Raw genomic sequence first — 14,791 nt, 5'->3', positions numbered from 1 at the left:
CGCGGCCGGCGTCAGGCCACCAGGTAGGTCTGCGCCAGCCGCACCCAGCAGGCCGCGCCCAGCGGCAGCACCTCGTCGTTGAAGTCGTAGCCGGGGTTGTGCACCATGCAGCCGCCGAACTCGCCTTCGCCGTTGCCCAGCAGCACGTAGCAGCCGGGCAGCGCGGCCAGCATCCAGGCGAAGTCCTCGCTGCCCGCGAAGCCGCGCGGCACCGTGGCCGCCACCTTGTCCGCGCCCACCAGCGCGGCGCACACCTCGGTCATCAATCGGCTCTCGGCCTCGGTGTTGACCACCGGCGGCACCAGTGGCCGGTAATCGATGCTGGCCTCCACGCCATGCGCCTGCGCGGTCAGCGCGACGATCTCGCGGATGCGCGACTCCACCAACGCGCGCGTCTCGGGCCGGGCCGCGCGCACGTTGAGCCCGAGCGCGACCGATTGCGGGATCACGTTGTGGGTGGCGCCGCCGCGGATGAAGCCGACCGACAGCACCGCGGTGTCGTCGGGCGCGACGTTGCGCGCCACCACGCTCTGCAGCGCGGTCACGGTGGCGGCGGCCGCCACCACCGGGTCCTGCGCGCGGTGCGGCATCGCGCCATGGCCGCCCTTGCCCTGGATCGTCACGTCGGCCACGTCGGACGAGAGCGTGACCGGCCCGGCCTGCACGATGAAACTGCCGGCCGGCACGCCGGGCGCGTTGTGCAGCGCATAGACCGCGTCGCAGGGAAAGCGCTCGAACAGGCCGTCCGCGATCATCGCGCGCGCACCGCAGAGGTTCTCCTCGTCGGGCTGGAAGATCAGGTTCAGCGTGCCATCGAAGTCGCGGCTCTTGGCGAGCGCCTTCGCCGCCGCGAGCAGGATCGCGGTGTGGCCGTCGTGGCCGCAGGCATGCATGCGGCCGTGCTGCCGGCTCGCATAGGGCAGGCCCGTGGCCTCGACGATCGGCAGCGCGTCCATGTCGGCGCGGATGCCCAGGCGCCGCGTGCCGCTGCCGAGCTTGAGCTGCCCCACCACGCCCGTCCTGCCGATGCCCGTGTGCACCTCGTAGCCCCATTCGCGCAGCAGCCGCGCGACCAGTTCGCTGGTCGCGCTCACCTCGAAGCCGAGTTCGGGCTCGGCATGGATCCGGCGCCGGATGTCGACGAAGGCCTCGGTGTCGATCTCGATCGGCGGCAACAGGCGGGACAGGAGCTTGGTGGTCTGGAGGCTGAGTTCGCGGGTCATGGGAAGGCGTCGTTTCGCGGAAAAGGTGGGAAGGAAGGCGGCGCTCAACCGACGCGCCGTTCGCGCAGGCTCAGCAGCGCGCCGATGCTCAGCACGCCGCAGGCCATCATGTAGAAGGCCGGCGAGAGCGGGTTGCCGGTCTGCGCCAGCAGCCAGGTCACGATGAACTGCGAGGAGCCGCCGAAGATCGTGACGCCCACGCTGTAGATCACCGAGATGCCGCTGGCGCGCACGCCGATCGGCAGCATCTCGAGCAGCATCAGGAACATCGGCGTGGTGCCGATGTTCACGCTCGCGGTCAGCAGCGCCGACAGGCACAGCACCAGCGGCACGCTCGGATGGTGGCTGATGAGCCAGAACACCGGGCCCACCGCGACCAGGCTGAACAGCAGCGAGCCGATCGCCAGCGGCTTGCGGCGCTCGAGCCGGTCGGCCAGCCGGCCCGCCACCAGCGACACCACGAACAGCGTGATGCCGGTGACGCAGCCCGACAGCAGCGACAGCGAAGGCGGCATGTGGAGCACGCGGATCATGTAGGTGGGCATGAAGAACACCACCAGGTACATGGTGGCCGTGCCCGCGGTGGTCGCGAGGATGCCCTTGAACACGGTGCCGCCGTGGGCGCGCAGCAGCCGGCCGATCGGGCTGGCTTCATGGCTCTCGGCCTGGTGCGTTTCCTCGAGGTGCGAGCGGATGTACAGGCCCACCGGCGCGATCAGCAGGCCCAGCAGGAAGGGCAGGCGCCAGCCCCAGCTCTCGAGCGAGGCCTGCGGCAGCAGCGCATACAGCAGCGCGCCGGTGAGCGCGCCGGCCAGCGCCGACAGGCCCTGGCTCGCGAGCTGCCAGCTGACGCGGAAGCCGCGGCCCTTGACGCCGCCGGCCTCCATCAGCATCGAGGTCGCGGCGCCGACCTCGCCGCCGAGCGAGAAGCCCTGCAGCAGCCGGCCCGCGACGATCATCAGCGAACCGAACACGCCGGCCGAGGCATAGGTGGGCGCGAGCGCGATGCACAGCGTGCCGGCCACCATCAACGCGATGGTCAGCGTCATCGCGGCCTTGCGGCCCTTGCGGTCGGCGTAGTTGCCGATGATCACGCCGCCCAGCGGCCGCATCACGAAGCCGATGCCGAAGGTCGCGACCGCGAGCAGCAGCGAACCGAAGGCGCTCTCGGAGGGAAAGAACAGCTTGCCGATCAGCAGCGCGAAGAAGCTGTAGACGGTGAAGTCGTACATCTCGAGCGCGTTGCCGATCGAGCAGGCGGCGATCAGCCGGAACTGGCTCTGGCCGCCCTTGGTGGCGGTGGCGGGTGGGGAAGAAGCCAGCACGGGGCTGGCAGGCAGGGCGGCGGCTTCGCTCATTCGATCTCCACGGGGCGTTGTTGCGGACGACGGATTCGCGAAGCGCGAACTTCATGCGGCGCATGGCACCCCGAACCCGTGGCGGCGGAGTATTCAGGCAAAGCGCGGTGGCGAGGAATCACAAATTTTCATGCCGATAACCAAAAGGCATCCCCCGCAGAAGCAGGGCCGCGAAGCCATCGGTGGAACTACCGAGATGGCGCATCGCGCGCCATTCGCGGGCATGGCGCCTTCACAATGGCGCGTCGGCGCCCTGCCGCTTCCCAGCCCTCGAGAAAAAGGACAACACCATGAAGCTCATCCGCCACTGCCTCTGCCTGCTGGCCCTCGCGCCCTGCTGCATGATGGCCGCCTCGGCCCAGGGCAGCCGGCCCGTCGTGCAGTTCATCGCCACCGGCGGCACCATCGCGATGAAGGTCGACCCCGTCACCAAGGGCGTGGTGCCCGCGATCTCGGGCGACGACCTGATGCAGACCGTGCCCGATGCCGGCAAGTACGCCACCATCGAGGTCAACAACTTCTCGGCCATGTCGGCCAACTACGTCGAGCCCAAGTGGTGGACGCGCCTGACCAAGGCGGTGGACGACGCGCTCGCGCGCCCCGAGGTGGCGGGCGTTGTGATCGCGCACGGCACCGACACCATGGAGGAGACGGCCTACTGGCTCGACCTCACGGTCAAGTCGAACAAGCCCGTGATCCTGATCGGCGCGCAGCGCAATGCGTCCTCGAGCGACTTCGACGGCCCGCGCAACCTGCTCAACGCGATCCGCATCGCCACCACGCCCGAGGCCGTGGGCCAGGGCGTGATGCTCGCGATGAACAACCAGATCAATGCCGCGCGCACCGTGACCAAGACCCACACCGGCAACGTCGAGACCTTCAAGTCGGGCGACTTCGGCTTCATCGGCGAGGTCTGGGACGACAAGGTGGTGTTCTCGCGCACCGCGCTGCGCCGCCAGCACATCGACATCGGCAGCGCCGAGATGCCGCGCGTGGAGATCCTCGCGATGTTCGGCGGTGCCGACGGCTCGCTGCTGCGCTACGCGGTGGACCAGGGCGCCAGGGGCATCGTGGTGCAGGCAGTGGGCATGGGCAACATGAACGTCTCGATGTACGAGGCCGTGAAGTACGCGCTCGGGCGCGGCGTGCCGGTGGTGATCGCCACCCGCGTGCCGAACGGCCGCACCATGCCGCTGTACGGCTTCGTCGGCGGCGGCAAGACCACCTTCGATGCCGGCGCCGTGATGGCCGGCGACCTGAGCCCGCAGAAGGCGCGCCTGCTGCTGATGCTCAAGCTGCACCAGGGCGTGAGCGACAAGGCCGGCCTGCAGGCGGCCTTCGACCGTTGAGGCCCGGGCGCGCGCGATGAAGCTGCAGCAGTTGCGCGTGCTGCTCGCGGTGGCGCAGCACGGCAGCATCCACGAGGCGGCGCGCAGCCTGCACACCACCCAGCCGGCGCTGTCGAAGGCGATCGCCGAGCTCGAGCGCGAGCTCGGCGTCACGCTGATGTCGCGCTCCACGCGCGGCGTGAGCCTCACACCCTACGGCGCGGCGCTGGTCAAGCGCGCCAGCGTGGTCGAGCAGGAGCTGCGCCATGCGCTCGAGGACATCGAGGCGATCCGCGGCCACGACGAGGCGCGGCTCGACATCGGCTTCACCGCGGTGGCCTCGAACGGCCCGCTGCCCGAGGCCATGGCCGCGTTCCGCCAGCGCTTTCCCAACGTGGCGCTGCGCGCCTTCGAGATGCGGCCGCAGCAGATGCTCGAGGGCCTGCGCGAGGGCCGGCTCGACCTCGGCCTGATCTCGACCTGCAGCGGGCCCGGCTCGAACGTGTTCCAGTGGGAGCCGCTGTTCTCGGTGGCGATGCACCTGTCGGTGCGCGCCGGCCATCCGCTGCGCCGCGTGCGCAAGCTGCGGCCGCTGCTCGATGCCGACTGGCTGGTGCTCGACCCGGTCGACGATCCGTTCAGCCCGCTGGTCAGCACCATGCGCCTGCACGGGCTCGAGATGCCGCGGCGCATGGTGCAGAGCGCCTCCAACCTGCTGGGCCTGCAGCTCGCCACGCAGACCGACCTGGTCAGCATGTGGTCGGACGCGGTGTTCCACGGCGCCGGGCCGTTGCGGCTGAGCGGCGACGCGCTCGAGCGGCTGCCGATCACCGACGAGCTGCCCGACTTCGAGGTCTACCTGGTCTACCGCTCGGCCGACCTGATGACGCACGTGTGCACCGAGTTCGCGAAGGAGGCGCGCCACCATGCGCGCATCAACCCGCCGTGGCGCGCGCCGCGCGGCGCGCGCAAGAGCGTCGATTAGGCCGAAGGAGAGGCCGGCGCCTCGGGCTCGTCGTCCTGGACCTCGGGCCGCGTCAGCGTCCAGCCCTGCAGCTTGCCGCCGTTGAACACCGTGTCGACGTACGAGCCGCCGGCATCGGTCCAGCGGTAGTGCTCGGGCTGCTGGTCCTGCGGCGAGCGCAGTTCGCCGAGCGCGCGCGTCATCGCGACCACGTGCATCAGCGTCACGCCCGGCTTGAGCTTGGCGTTGAGCATCACCGAGCTGGCCACCGTGCCCACGGGCCGGTCGGCCGCGCGCTTGAGCACCTGCATCGCGCGGTTGAAGTGCATCAGCAGGAACATCACGATCGCGCCGGCCGCCAGGGCCACGCCGCCCCAGCCATAGCTGCGCCAGGCCAGACCGAGCACGACGAGCGCCCCCACGGGCACGAGAAACTTCTGGAAATTCATGGCCCGCATTGTCGCCGCGCCGGCGCGCCGGGGTAGCGGACCCGGCTACCGCCGGGCGCATCTCGCGCTACCGGGCCACAAAGCCGCCCGCGCCGCGGGCCGTCGCGGGCACATTTCGCCGCACGGGCATCGGCCCGGGCCCCGCAGACACCGCAGATGAACATTCCACGCTCCGTCACCTTCGTCCGGCTCAGCCTCGCCGCCCTGCGCGGCACCGGCGAACCCCGGCACGAACAAGGCGGCCGCGGCGGCCCACGTTGTCAGGGAGAGGCCGCCGTCGGCGGCCGGAACGCGATGAACCCGGCCCCGTCGCCCGGCGGCCAATGCCGGCGCGACGGCGGCCCGGCGTTCACGCCACGCAGCGACGCACGAATCAGGGGGTAGGAGGTTGGGAGCTCGCCGGGCGCGCCGCCACCGATGCGCCAGGCGTTTTTTCACGGGCCGTTGCGGCCCGTTTTTTTTGGGCGCTCGCTCACTCGAGCTCGCGCACCACGTCCATCGCCTCCTCGATCCGGTCCACCGCGTGGATCGTCAGGCCCTCGATCTCCTTCGTGCCCTTGCGCGGCGCATTGGCCCTGGGCACCACCGCGATGCTGTAGCCCAGCTTGGCGGCCTCGCGCAGCCGCTCCTGGCCGCGCGGCGCGGGCCGCACCTCGCCCGCCAGGCCCACTTCGCCGAAGGCGATGAAGCCCTTGGGCAGCGGCTTGCCGCGCAGGCTCGAGGTGATGGCCAGCATCACCGCGAGGTCGGCCGCCGGTTCGCTGATGCGCACGCCGCCGACCGCGTTGACGAACACGTCCTGGTCCATGCAGGCCACGCCCGCATGGCGGTGCAGCACCGCCAGCAGCATCGCGAGCCGGTCGCGGTCCAGGCCCACCGACAGCCGGCGCGGGCTCGGCCCGCCGTCGTCGACCAGCGCCTGGATCTCGACCAGCATCGGCCGCGTGCCCTCGAGCGTGACCAGCACCACGCTGCCGGGCACCGGCTCGGTGTGCTGGCTCAGGAAGATCGCGCTCGGGTTGGCCACGCCCTTCAAGCCGCGCTCGGTCATCGCGAACACGCCGATCTCGTTGACCGCGCCGAAGCGGTTCTTGATCGCGCGCACCAGCCGGAAGCTCGAGTGCGTGTCGCCCTCGAAGTACAGCACCGTGTCGACCATGTGCTCGAGCACGCGCGGCCCCGCGAGCGCGCCCTCCTTCGTGACGTGGCCCACCAGCACCACGGCCGTGCCGCTGGTCTTGGCGAAGCGCGTGAGGTGCGCCGCGCATTCGCGCACCTGCGCCACCGAGCCCGGCGCCGAGGTGAGCTGGTCGGAGTAGACGGTCTGGATCGAGTCGATCACCGCGATGGCCGGGCGCGTGGCGTCGAGCGTGGCAATGATCTTCTCGAGCTGGATCTCGGCCAGCACCTGCACCTGCGAGTGGTCCAGGCCCAGCCGCTTGGAGCGCAGCGCCACCTGCGCGCCGCTCTCCTCGCCCGTGACGTAGAGCGCGTTCTGCCCCGCGCGCTGCAGCGCATCGACCGCCTGCAGCAGCAGGGTCGACTTGCCGATGCCCGGGTCGCCGCCGATCAGCGTGACGCCGCCGGCCACCACGCCGCCGCCGAGCACGCGGTCGAGCTCGTCGAGGCCGGTGGGCGTGCGCGCGACGTCGCTGGCCTCGATCTCCGAGAGCACCGCGAGTTCGGAAGCCCCGGCGAGCGACGCGAACTGCGTGCCGAAGCGGTTGTTGGCCGGGGCGTTCGCGCCGCCGGCCGCCTGTTCGATCAGTGTGTTCCAGGCGCCGCAGCTCGGGCACTTGCCGAGCCACTTGGCGCTGGTGCCGCCGCATTCGCTGCAGACGTAGATGGATTTGTCCTTGGCCATGGCCGGGAGTTTAGGGCGTGGCCCCGCGCCACCGCGGCGCGGGGACGCTCGCTCAGCACACGCGGTTGACCAGCGCGCCGACGTCGCCCACCGCCAGGGCCGCCGCGTTGTCGAGCAGCATCGGCAGCACCTGCCGCGCATAGACGTCGCTCAGGCCGCCGATGTGCGGCGTGGCAATCACGTTCGGCAGCCGGCGCAGCGGATGGCCGGCCGCGAGCGGCTCGGTCTCGTAGACGTCGAGCCCGGCGCCGGCGATCACGCCACCCTCGAGCGCCGCGAGCAGCGCGTGCTCGTCGACCACGCCGCCGCGCGAGAGGTTGACGAGGAAGGCATGCGCCGGCATGGCCGCGAGCACCGGCGCATCGATCAGGTGATGGGTGCGCGCATCGTGCGCGGTCAGCACCACCACGAAATCGGCCTGCGCCACCACCTGCGGCAGCCGCTCGCGCGCCTGCACGTCGTCGAAGCCGTCGATAGGCGCGGGCGTGGCCGAGATGCCGCTGACCCGCATGCCCATCGCCTGGCAGCGCCGCGCCAGCTCGCGCGCGACGTGGCCGGTGCCGACCAGCACCGCGTGCCGGCGCCACAGCAGCGGCTGCGGCCAGCGGTGCCAGGCGCCTTCGCGCTGGTCGCGCAGCATGCGCGGCAGGTCGCGCGCCAGCGCCATCATCAGCAGCAGCGCCAGCTCGGACATCTGCGGGCCATGCACGCCGCGCGACGAGGTCACGAGCGTGCCGGGCCGCAGCGCGGGCGAGCCGGTGATGGTGTCGGTGCCCGAGGTCAGCGCATGGACCCAGCGCAGCGCGGGCCCGGCCGCGAGCATCGCATCGTCGACCCACGGGCCCGAGACCACCAGCGCCTCGACCTCGGCCAGCAGGCGCAGCGCCTCGGCCCGCTCGGTGGTCGCCCGCACCTCCAGCGACGGGCAGCGCGCGCGCAGGGCCTGCGCATAGAACCCGGCCTCGCCGTTGAAGACCAGCAGCGAGCGCAGCGGCGGCGCCGTCATTCGAGCTTGATGCCGGCGGCCTGGATCACGGCGCGCCACTTGGCATTCTCCGAAGCGATGAACTCGGTGAAGCGGGCCGGCGAGGACGGCGCGGGCTCGACGCCGATGAGCGCCAGCTTCGCGCGCACGGCCGGATCGGCGATGACCTTGTTGAGTTCCAGCGCCAGCCGGTCGACGATGGGCTGCGGCGTGCCCTTGGGCACGGCCAGGCCGGCCCAGGTGTCGAAGTCGATCTCGCCCACGCCCGCCTCGGCCAGGGTCGGCGCCTCGGGATAGAGCGCCGAGCGCGTCTTGCCCGCGGTCGCGATGATCTTCGCGCGGCCGCCCTGCACGTGCGGCAGCGCGGCCGGCAGGTCGGCGAACATGAACGAGACGCGGCCGGTGGCGACCTCGGGCGCGGCCTGCACCATGGCCTTGAACGGCACCGCCGTCATGTCGGCCTTGAGCTGGCGCTTCATCAGCTCCGAGCCCAGGTGGCCGCCGCTGCCGCTGCCGCCGATCGCGAACAGCAGCGGCTGGCTGCGCGCCGCCGCGAGGAACTTGGGCATGGTGTCGAGCGGCCCGCCGGCCTCGACCATCAGGAACAGCGGGAAGTGCACCAGCTGCGTCACCGGCGTGAGCGCATCGCTCGCATAGGGCAGCTTGTCGTAGAGGTTCGGTATCACGGCCATGGTCGACAGCGCCGCGAAGAACACGGTGTAGCCGTCGGGCGCCGCGGAAGCAGCCGCGGCCGCGCCGATCACCGTGTTGCCGCCGGGCCGGTTGTCGATCACGATCGGCTGGCCCAGCGCCACCGAGAGCTTCTCGGCAATAATGCGCGAGCTCTGGTCGGTGCCGCCGCCGGGCGTGTAGGGCACCACCCAGCGGATCGGCTTGCTCGGCCAGGCGGACTGCGCGCTCGCAGTCATGGGCCCCGCGGCCAGTTGCAAGGCCACGGCGGCCATGCCCAGCAGCGCGGCCGCGCGGCGCGGCCATCCATCGGTCTTCTTCTTCGTCATCGTGTGTCTCCTGTCGTTCTCGTTGGGGCTGCCGGCTTCAGGTCGCGTACGACGGATCGATGCGGTCCAGCAGCCGGCGCAGCGCCGGCCAGTCGTTGTCGCGCGCCGAGCGGCCGGGCCGGTCGAGCGCCTGCGCCACCTTCTCGGCGATCTCGTCGCTGCATTCGATGAGCTCGGCGCCGCCCGACTGCGCACGCACCTGCGCCTCGCAGGCACGCTCGAGGTAGTAGAGGCGCTCGAAGGCCTCGCGGATGGTGTCGCCCGCGGCCAGCAGGCCGTGGTTGCGCAGGATCATCACGTTGTGCGGGCCGAGGTCGCGCACCAGCCGGTCCTGCTCGCTGAAGTCGAGCGCCACGCCTTCGTAGTCGTGATAGCCGATGCGGCGATGGAAGCGCATGGCGTGCTGCGACAGGTTCAGCAGACCGCGCCGCTGCGCCGCCACCGCGATGCCGGCCGCGGTGTGGGTGTGCAGCACCGCATGCAGGTCGGGCCGCGCGCGGTGGATGCAGCTGTGGATCAGGAAGCCCGCGGGGTTGATGCCGATGCCGGTCGGGTCGAACACCACCTCGCCGTCGATGTCGACCTTGACCAGGCAGGAGGCCGTGACCTCGTCGAACAGCACGCCGTAGGGGTTGATGAGGAAATGCGACTGCGTGCCCGGCACCTTGGCCGTGAGGTGGGTGTAGATCTGGTCCGTCATGCGGTAGTAGCCGGCCAGCCTGAAGGCCGCCGCCAGATCGACGCGCTGCTGCCACTCCGCGTCGGACACGGCGGCGCGCGTGTGCGCGAATGAAAAGCCCGAGCCGTTCATCGAGTCTCCTGTTGTCGTTGGCGCCCTCCGGATGCAGGGCATGGGCGCGATTGGAGCGGAGGACGCAGCGCGAGAGAATCGAAACTTATTTTGCAAGCGTCGAAATAAATTCATGAATCACGATGGCTCGATCCCCGGCACCAGCCTGCGCCAGCTGCGCGCCTTCGTGGAGGTCTACCGCTGGCGCAAGCTCAGCGCGGCGGCCGATCGGCTCTACCTCACGCACTCGGCCGTCAGCGTGCTGATCCGCCAGCTCGAGGCCGCCACCGGCACCAGCCTGTTCGACCGCACCACGCGCTCGCTGAGCCCGACCGAGGCCGCGCACGAGATGCTGCCGGTGGCCGAGCGCATCCTGCGCGACGTGCGTTCGCTCGAGACCGGCTTCCGCGGCCAGGCCGCGCCCAGCGGGCGCATCGGTATCGCGGTCACGCCGACCATCGCGCTGACGCTGGTGCCGCCGGTGATCCGGCATTTCAACGACCTGCATCCGGGCGTGCGCGTGCAGCTGGTCGACTGCGAGACCGAGCAGTTCGTGCCGCGCATCCTCTCGGAGCAGGTGGACTTCGGCATCGGCTCGCCCGACCAGGAGGTGGCGGCGCTGAGCCAGCGCACGCTGATCCACGACCACCTCGCGCTGGTGTGCCTGCCCAGCCATCCGCTGGCGCGGCGCCGCCAGGTGCGCTGGAGCGACCTCGCGGGCCATGCGCTGATCACGGTGAAGGCCGGCTACGGCATCCGCAATGCCATCGACCGCACCGCGCGCGCGGCCAACGTGGCGCTCGACATCCAGCAGGAGGTGTCGCTCTTGACCACCGCGCTCGCGATGAGCGCCTCGGGCCTGGGCGCGTCGATCGTACCGGCCGAGCTGGTGGCGCAGTGCGGCTTCAAGGAGCTGGTGGCGCGCAAGATCCACGCGCCGGTGGTGACGCGCAACATCTCGGTGGTCGCCAAGCGCGACCGCACGCTCTCGGTGGCGGCCAAGACCTTCATCGAGACCATGCAGGCCTACCTGGCGCACCCGCGCGCCTGAGCCTTCAGATCGCGAATTCGCTCGCCAGCAGGTCGGCGAAGGCCGCTGCGGCCGGCGACAGCGAGCGGCCCTGCCGCGTGACCACCGCGATGTTGCGCGCCACGGTCGGCCGGATCAGCCGGCGCGCGACCAGTCGCGAGGGATCGGCATGCGCGAGGATCGAGGCCGGCAGCAGCGCCGGCCCGAGCCCGCCCGCGGCCATCGCGAGCGCTGTGGTCAACAGCGTCACCTCGTAGGCGATCTCGAGCCGCACGCCGGCCTCGGCGGCCGCGGCATCGATGCTGTTGCGCACGCCGTAGCCGGGCTTGACCGTGATGAGCCGCAGCGCCGCGAGCTGGCGCCAGGTGATGCCCGCGGCGCCGCCGGGCAGCGGCAGGTCGCGGTCGGCGATCACGGCGAGGTGGTCGTGCACGAACACGCGCTCGTCCAGGCCCGGCGTGCGCGCCTGCAAGGTGCCGACGCCGAAGTCGACCTGGCCGCTGAGCACGGTCTCGACGAACTGGCTCGGTGCGCAGTCGTCGATCGCGACCTTCACATCCGGATGCTGCTGCGTGTAGCGGCGCAGCGCGCGCGGCATCAGCGTCTGCGCGATGGTCGAGGTGACGGCGATGCGCAGGCGGCCGCGCCGCCCGGCCGCGAGCTCGGCCATGCCGCTGCCCAGCGCGTCGAGCTCGGCCAGCACACGCTCGGCATGGCCGATGGCCTCGTCGGCCGCGGCGGTGCGGTGCAGGCTGCGCGTGGTGCGGTCGAACAGCCGCACGCCGAGCCGGTCCTCGAGCTCGCGCAGCAGCACGCTGACCGCCGGCTGGGTGAGCGACAGCGCCGCGGCGGCGCTCGACAGCTGGCCGCTGTGATAGACGGCCGCGAAGGCGCGCAGCTGGCGCACCGAGGGCACGCCGCGCATTGATAAAGGCTTTTTATGAATGGCCATGAAAGTTTCACTTCTGTCGGATGGCACTTCGGCACTGTAATGGCCGCCGTCCACAACGAGAGACAAACGAACCCATGACAGAACCACTGCAGGCGCAGGTGCTGATCGTCGGCGGCGGGCCGGTCGGCCTCACGCTGGCCATCGACCTGGCGCAACGCGGCATCGACGTGCTGGTCACCGAGATCCGCCACCGCGGCGAGCCGCCGAACGTGAAGTGCAACCACGTGTCGGCCCGCTCGATGGAGATCTTCCGCCGGCTCGGCGTGGCGCAGGCACTGCGCGACGCGGGCCTGCCGGCCGACTATCCGAACGACGTGGCCTACCGCACCACGGTGACGGGACCCGAGCTCTCGCGCATCCCGATCCCCGCGCGGCGCGAGCGCTACACCGCCACCGGCGGCCCGGACACCTGGTGGCCCACGGCCGAGCCGCCGCACCGCATCAACCAGATCTTCCTCGAGCCGGTGCTGTTCGCGCATGCCGAGGCCACGCCGGGCCTGCGCATCCGCAACCGCACGCGCATCGACGACTTCGAGCAGGACGACGAGGGCGTGTGGGCGACCGGCGTCGACCTCGACGACGGCAGCGCGGTGCGCATCCGCTGCCGCTACCTGATCGGCTGCGACGGCGGACGCTCGACGGTGCGCAAGAAGATCGGCGCCAACCTGCGCGGCACCGACGTGGTGGGCCGCGTGCAGTCGACCTACTTCCGCGCGCCCGCGCTGCTGGGCCTGCTGAAGAACAAGCCGGCCTGGGCCACCTTCGCGCTCAATCCGCGGCGCTGCGGCAACGTCTATGCGATCGACGGGCGCGAGACCTGGCTGCTGCACAACTACCTGCTGGCCGACGAGACCGACTTCGAATCGATCGACCGCGACTGGGCGATCCGCCAGATCCTCGGCGTGGGTTCCGACTTCGAGTACGAGGTGATCTCGAAGGAGGACTGGATCGGCCGCCGCCTGGTGGCCGAGCGCTTCCGCGACCGCCGCGTCTTCATCTGCGGCGACGCGGCCCACCTGTGGATCCCGATGGCGGGCTACGGCATGAACGCCGGCATCGCCGACGCGATGAACCTGTCGTGGCTGCTCGCGGGCCACCTGCGCGGCTGGCTTGCCGAGGCCGCGCTCGGCGCGCACGAGGCCGAGCGCCAGCCGATCACCGAGCAGGTCTCGAAGTTCGCGATGAACCATGCGCTGGCCCTGCAGAAGCAGCGCGAGGGCGTGCCCGAGGGCATCGAGGCACCGGGCCCCGAGGGCGACGCGCTGCGCGCCGCGCGCGGCCAGGCGCTGTACGACCTCAACGTGCAGCAGTACTGCTGCGGCGGGCTGAACTTCGGCTACTTCTACGACGCCTCGCCGCTGATCGCCTACGACGGCGAGGCCGCGCCGGCCTACACCATGTACGACTTCAAGCCCTCGACCGTGCCCGGCTGCCGCGTGCCGCACCTGTGGCTGGCCGACGGCCGCTCACTCTACGACGCGATGGCCGCGCTCGGCGAGGGCTACGTGCTGCTGCGCCGCGACCCGGCGCTCGATGTGGCGCCGCTCGCGGCCGCGGCCGCCGCGCGCGGGCTGCCGCTGCGCGTGCTCGACATCGACGGCCCCGAGGCCGCCGCGCTCTACGACCGCGCGCTCGTGATCTCGCGCCCCGACCAGCACGTGGCCTGGCGCGGCGATGCCGTGCCGGCCGATCCCGAGGCGCTGGTCAACCTGCTGCGCGGCGCCACGCCCGCGGCCGCTTCCGAATCCAGGAAAGAAAGAGAGACATCCGCATGAACCGCCGCCACGCCCTGCGCCAGCTCGGCGCCCTGTCCGCCGCCGCCTGCGCCGCCGGCCCGCTCGCCGCGCTGGCACAGAACGACAGGCCCATCACCATCGTCGTGCCCTACGCGCCCGGCGGCACCACCGACATGCTCGGCCGGCTGATCGCACAGCAGCTCGGCACGGCGCTCGGCCGCACCGTGATCGTCGACAACAAGCCCGGCGCGGGCACCGCCATCGGCGCCTCGCAGGTGGCGCGCTCGGCACCCGATGGCTCGACCTTGCTGGTGGCCACCAGCACCACGCTCGCGATCAATCCCTGGCTCTACAAGAAGCTCTCGTACGACCCGGCCAAGGACTTCGCGCCCGTGGGCCTGATCGGCGCGGTGCCGCTGATGGTGGTGGTGCATCCCTCGGTGCCCGCGCGCACGCTGGCCGAACTGGTGGCGCTCGCCAAGTCCAAACCCGAGGGCCTGAGCTACGGCTCGGCCGGCAACGGCAGCCCGCAGCACCTGGGCGCCGAGATGTTCAAGTTCGCCACCGGCACCGCGATGACGCACGTGCCCTACAAGGGCAGCGCGCTCGCGCTGACCGACCTGCTCGGCGGCCAGCTGCAGCTGATGTTCACCGACATCGCGCCGGCGCTGCAGCACGTGCGCAGCGGCAAGCTGCGCGCGCTGGCCGTGACCTCGAAGAAGCGCCAGCCCACCTTCCCCGACGTGCCGACGGTGGCCGAGTCGCGGCTGCCGGGCACCGCCGATTTCGAGGCCGTGGCCTGGCAGAGCATCGTCGCGCCCGCGGGCACGCCGGCGCCGGTGGTCGAGCGGCTGAGCCAGGAGATCGCGAAGGTGATCGCCCAGCCCGCGCTGCGCCAGAAGCTAGAGAACGACGGCTTCGAGCCCGGCTCGAGCACGCCCGCGCAACTCGCGGCCTACATCCGCAGCGAATCGGAACGCTGGGGGCAAGTGATCCGCGCCTCGGGCGCGACCATCGATTGAGGCAAACCACCCTGGCCCGCGCGGGCCAGGGTTATCCCGTAGCCGTGTTTTTTTGCCGATCATTTAACATG

The 14,791-nt window shown here is 71.3% G+C and carries 13 protein-coding genes; 5 read left to right on the top strand and 8 right to left on the bottom strand.

What is annotated here, in order from left to right:
- Nucleotides 1-11 precede the first annotated feature (11 nt).
- Together R0232_RS01585 and R0232_RS01580 are read right to left on the bottom strand one after the other, a co-directional pair.
- Nucleotides 12-1,223, bottom strand: coding sequence for a M20 aminoacylase family protein (locus R0232_RS01585; RefSeq protein WP_431511044.1), 1,212 nt, complete (start codon nucleotides 1,221-1,223; stop codon nucleotides 12-14).
- A 44-nt stretch (nucleotides 1,224-1,267) separates the two neighbouring features.
- Nucleotides 1,268-2,581: an MFS transporter gene (locus R0232_RS01580; RefSeq protein ID WP_431511043.1), complete on the bottom strand. Its 1,314-nt coding sequence runs from the start codon at nucleotides 2,579-2,581 to the stop codon at nucleotides 1,268-1,270.
- Between the two features lie 290 nt (nucleotides 2,582-2,871).
- On the opposite strand from R0232_RS01580, the gene R0232_RS01575 reads away from it, so the two are divergent.
- Complete coding sequence (locus tag R0232_RS01575; RefSeq protein WP_431511042.1) at nucleotides 2,872-3,930, top strand: asparaginase; 1,059 nt, start codon at nucleotides 2,872-2,874, stop codon at nucleotides 3,928-3,930.
- Nucleotides 3,931-3,946: 16 nt separating this feature from the next.
- Nucleotides 3,947-4,894: a LysR family transcriptional regulator gene (locus R0232_RS01570; RefSeq protein ID WP_296774586.1), complete on the top strand. Its 948-nt coding sequence runs from the start codon at nucleotides 3,947-3,949 to the stop codon at nucleotides 4,892-4,894.
- Here R0232_RS01570 and R0232_RS01565 read toward each other — a convergent pair.
- From R0232_RS01565 to R0232_RS01545, 5 genes are all read right to left on the bottom strand, one after another.
- Nucleotides 4,891-5,331: a glycerate kinase gene (locus tag R0232_RS01565; RefSeq protein WP_208513287.1), complete on the bottom strand. Its 441-nt coding sequence runs from the start codon at nucleotides 5,329-5,331 to the stop codon at nucleotides 4,891-4,893. The two genes, R0232_RS01570 and R0232_RS01565, sit on opposite strands and share 4 nt — an antisense overlap.
- A gap of 463 nt (nucleotides 5,332-5,794) precedes the next feature.
- Nucleotides 5,795-7,186 carry a DNA repair protein RadA gene (radA, locus tag R0232_RS01560; RefSeq protein WP_208513288.1) on the bottom strand — a complete coding sequence of 464 codons (1,392 nt, stop codon included), beginning with the start codon at nucleotides 7,184-7,186 and terminating at the stop codon, nucleotides 5,795-5,797.
- A gap of 52 nt (nucleotides 7,187-7,238) precedes the next feature.
- Complete coding sequence (locus R0232_RS01555; protein WP_431511041.1) at nucleotides 7,239-8,192, bottom strand: D-2-hydroxyacid dehydrogenase; 954 nt, start codon at nucleotides 8,190-8,192, stop codon at nucleotides 7,239-7,241.
- Nucleotides 8,189-9,190, bottom strand: a complete 1,002-nt coding sequence (locus tag R0232_RS01550) for a Bug family tripartite tricarboxylate transporter substrate binding protein (RefSeq protein ID WP_431511040.1) — start codon at nucleotides 9,188-9,190, stop codon at nucleotides 8,189-8,191. Before R0232_RS01550 ends, R0232_RS01555 begins: the two co-directional genes overlap by 4 nt.
- Before the next feature lie 37 nt (nucleotides 9,191-9,227).
- Nucleotides 9,228-10,001 carry a class II aldolase/adducin family protein gene (locus R0232_RS01545; protein WP_208513291.1) on the bottom strand — a complete coding sequence of 258 codons (774 nt, stop codon included), beginning with the start codon at nucleotides 9,999-10,001 and terminating at the stop codon, nucleotides 9,228-9,230.
- 112 nt (nucleotides 10,002-10,113) lie between these two features.
- Here R0232_RS01545 and R0232_RS01540 point away from each other — a divergent pair, with 112 nt between their 5' ends.
- On the top strand, nucleotides 10,114-11,031 hold the full coding sequence (locus R0232_RS01540) for a LysR family transcriptional regulator (RefSeq protein WP_431511039.1): 918 nt from the start codon (nucleotides 10,114-10,116) through the stop codon (nucleotides 11,029-11,031).
- A 4-nt stretch (nucleotides 11,032-11,035) separates the two neighbouring features.
- On the opposite strand, the gene R0232_RS01535 is transcribed toward R0232_RS01540, so the two are convergent.
- Nucleotides 11,036-11,962, bottom strand: coding sequence for a LysR family transcriptional regulator (locus R0232_RS01535; protein ID WP_172705404.1), 927 nt, complete (start codon nucleotides 11,960-11,962; stop codon nucleotides 11,036-11,038).
- A 74-nt stretch (nucleotides 11,963-12,036) separates the two neighbouring features.
- Here R0232_RS01535 and R0232_RS01530 point away from each other — a divergent pair, with 74 nt between their 5' ends.
- Together R0232_RS01530 and R0232_RS01525 are read left to right on the top strand one after the other, a co-directional pair.
- A complete protein-coding gene (locus tag R0232_RS01530) occupies nucleotides 12,037-13,737 on the top strand; it encodes an FAD-dependent oxidoreductase (protein WP_431511038.1) in 1,701 nt (566 codons plus the stop codon).
- Nucleotides 13,734-14,720 (top strand): Bug family tripartite tricarboxylate transporter substrate binding protein, encoded by a 987-nt coding sequence (locus tag R0232_RS01525; RefSeq protein WP_431511037.1) that lies wholly within the window; start codon nucleotides 13,734-13,736, stop codon nucleotides 14,718-14,720. Before R0232_RS01530 ends, R0232_RS01525 begins: the two co-directional genes overlap by 4 nt.
- Nucleotides 14,721-14,791: the final 71 nt, after the last annotated feature.

It is taken from the genome of Variovorax sp. DAIF25 (assembly GCF_050711835.1).
In the GTDB taxonomy this organism is placed as follows: Bacteria; Pseudomonadota; Gammaproteobacteria; order Burkholderiales; family Burkholderiaceae_C; genus Variovorax.
This window is presented reverse-complemented; position numbering and strand designations above follow the sequence as displayed.

Excerpts from the sequence above, each read along its gene's own strand:
- R0232_RS01585 (WP_431511044.1), bottom strand. The coding sequence starts at position 1,223 with ATGACCCGCGAACTCAGCCTCCAGACCACCAAGCTCCTGTCCCGCCTG.
- R0232_RS01580 (WP_431511043.1), bottom strand. The coding sequence starts at position 2,581 with ATGAGCGAAGCCGCCGCCCTGCCTGCCAGCCCCGTGCTGGCTTCTTCC.
- R0232_RS01575 (WP_431511042.1), top strand. The coding sequence starts at position 2,872 with ATGAAGCTCATCCGCCACTGCCTCTGCCTGCTGGCCCTCGCGCCCTGC.
- R0232_RS01570 (WP_296774586.1), top strand. The coding sequence starts at position 3,947 with ATGAAGCTGCAGCAGTTGCGCGTGCTGCTCGCGGTGGCGCAGCACGGC.
- R0232_RS01565 (WP_208513287.1), bottom strand. The coding sequence starts at position 5,331 with ATGCGGGCCATGAATTTCCAGAAGTTTCTCGTGCCCGTGGGGGCGCTC.
- radA (WP_208513288.1), bottom strand. The coding sequence starts at position 7,186 with ATGGCCAAGGACAAATCCATCTACGTCTGCAGCGAATGCGGCGGCACC.
- R0232_RS01555 (WP_431511041.1), bottom strand. The coding sequence starts at position 8,192 with ATGACGGCGCCGCCGCTGCGCTCGCTGCTGGTCTTCAACGGCGAGGCC.
- R0232_RS01550 (WP_431511040.1), bottom strand. The coding sequence starts at position 9,190 with ATGACGAAGAAGAAGACCGATGGATGGCCGCGCCGCGCGGCCGCGCTG.
- R0232_RS01545 (WP_208513291.1), bottom strand. The coding sequence starts at position 10,001 with ATGAACGGCTCGGGCTTTTCATTCGCGCACACGCGCGCCGCCGTGTCC.
- R0232_RS01540 (WP_431511039.1), top strand. The coding sequence starts at position 10,114 with ATGAATCACGATGGCTCGATCCCCGGCACCAGCCTGCGCCAGCTGCGC.
- R0232_RS01535 (WP_172705404.1), bottom strand. The coding sequence starts at position 11,962 with ATGGCCATTCATAAAAAGCCTTTATCAATGCGCGGCGTGCCCTCGGTG.
- R0232_RS01530 (WP_431511038.1), top strand. The coding sequence starts at position 12,037 with ATGACAGAACCACTGCAGGCGCAGGTGCTGATCGTCGGCGGCGGGCCG.
- R0232_RS01525 (WP_431511037.1), top strand. The coding sequence starts at position 13,734 with ATGAACCGCCGCCACGCCCTGCGCCAGCTCGGCGCCCTGTCCGCCGCC.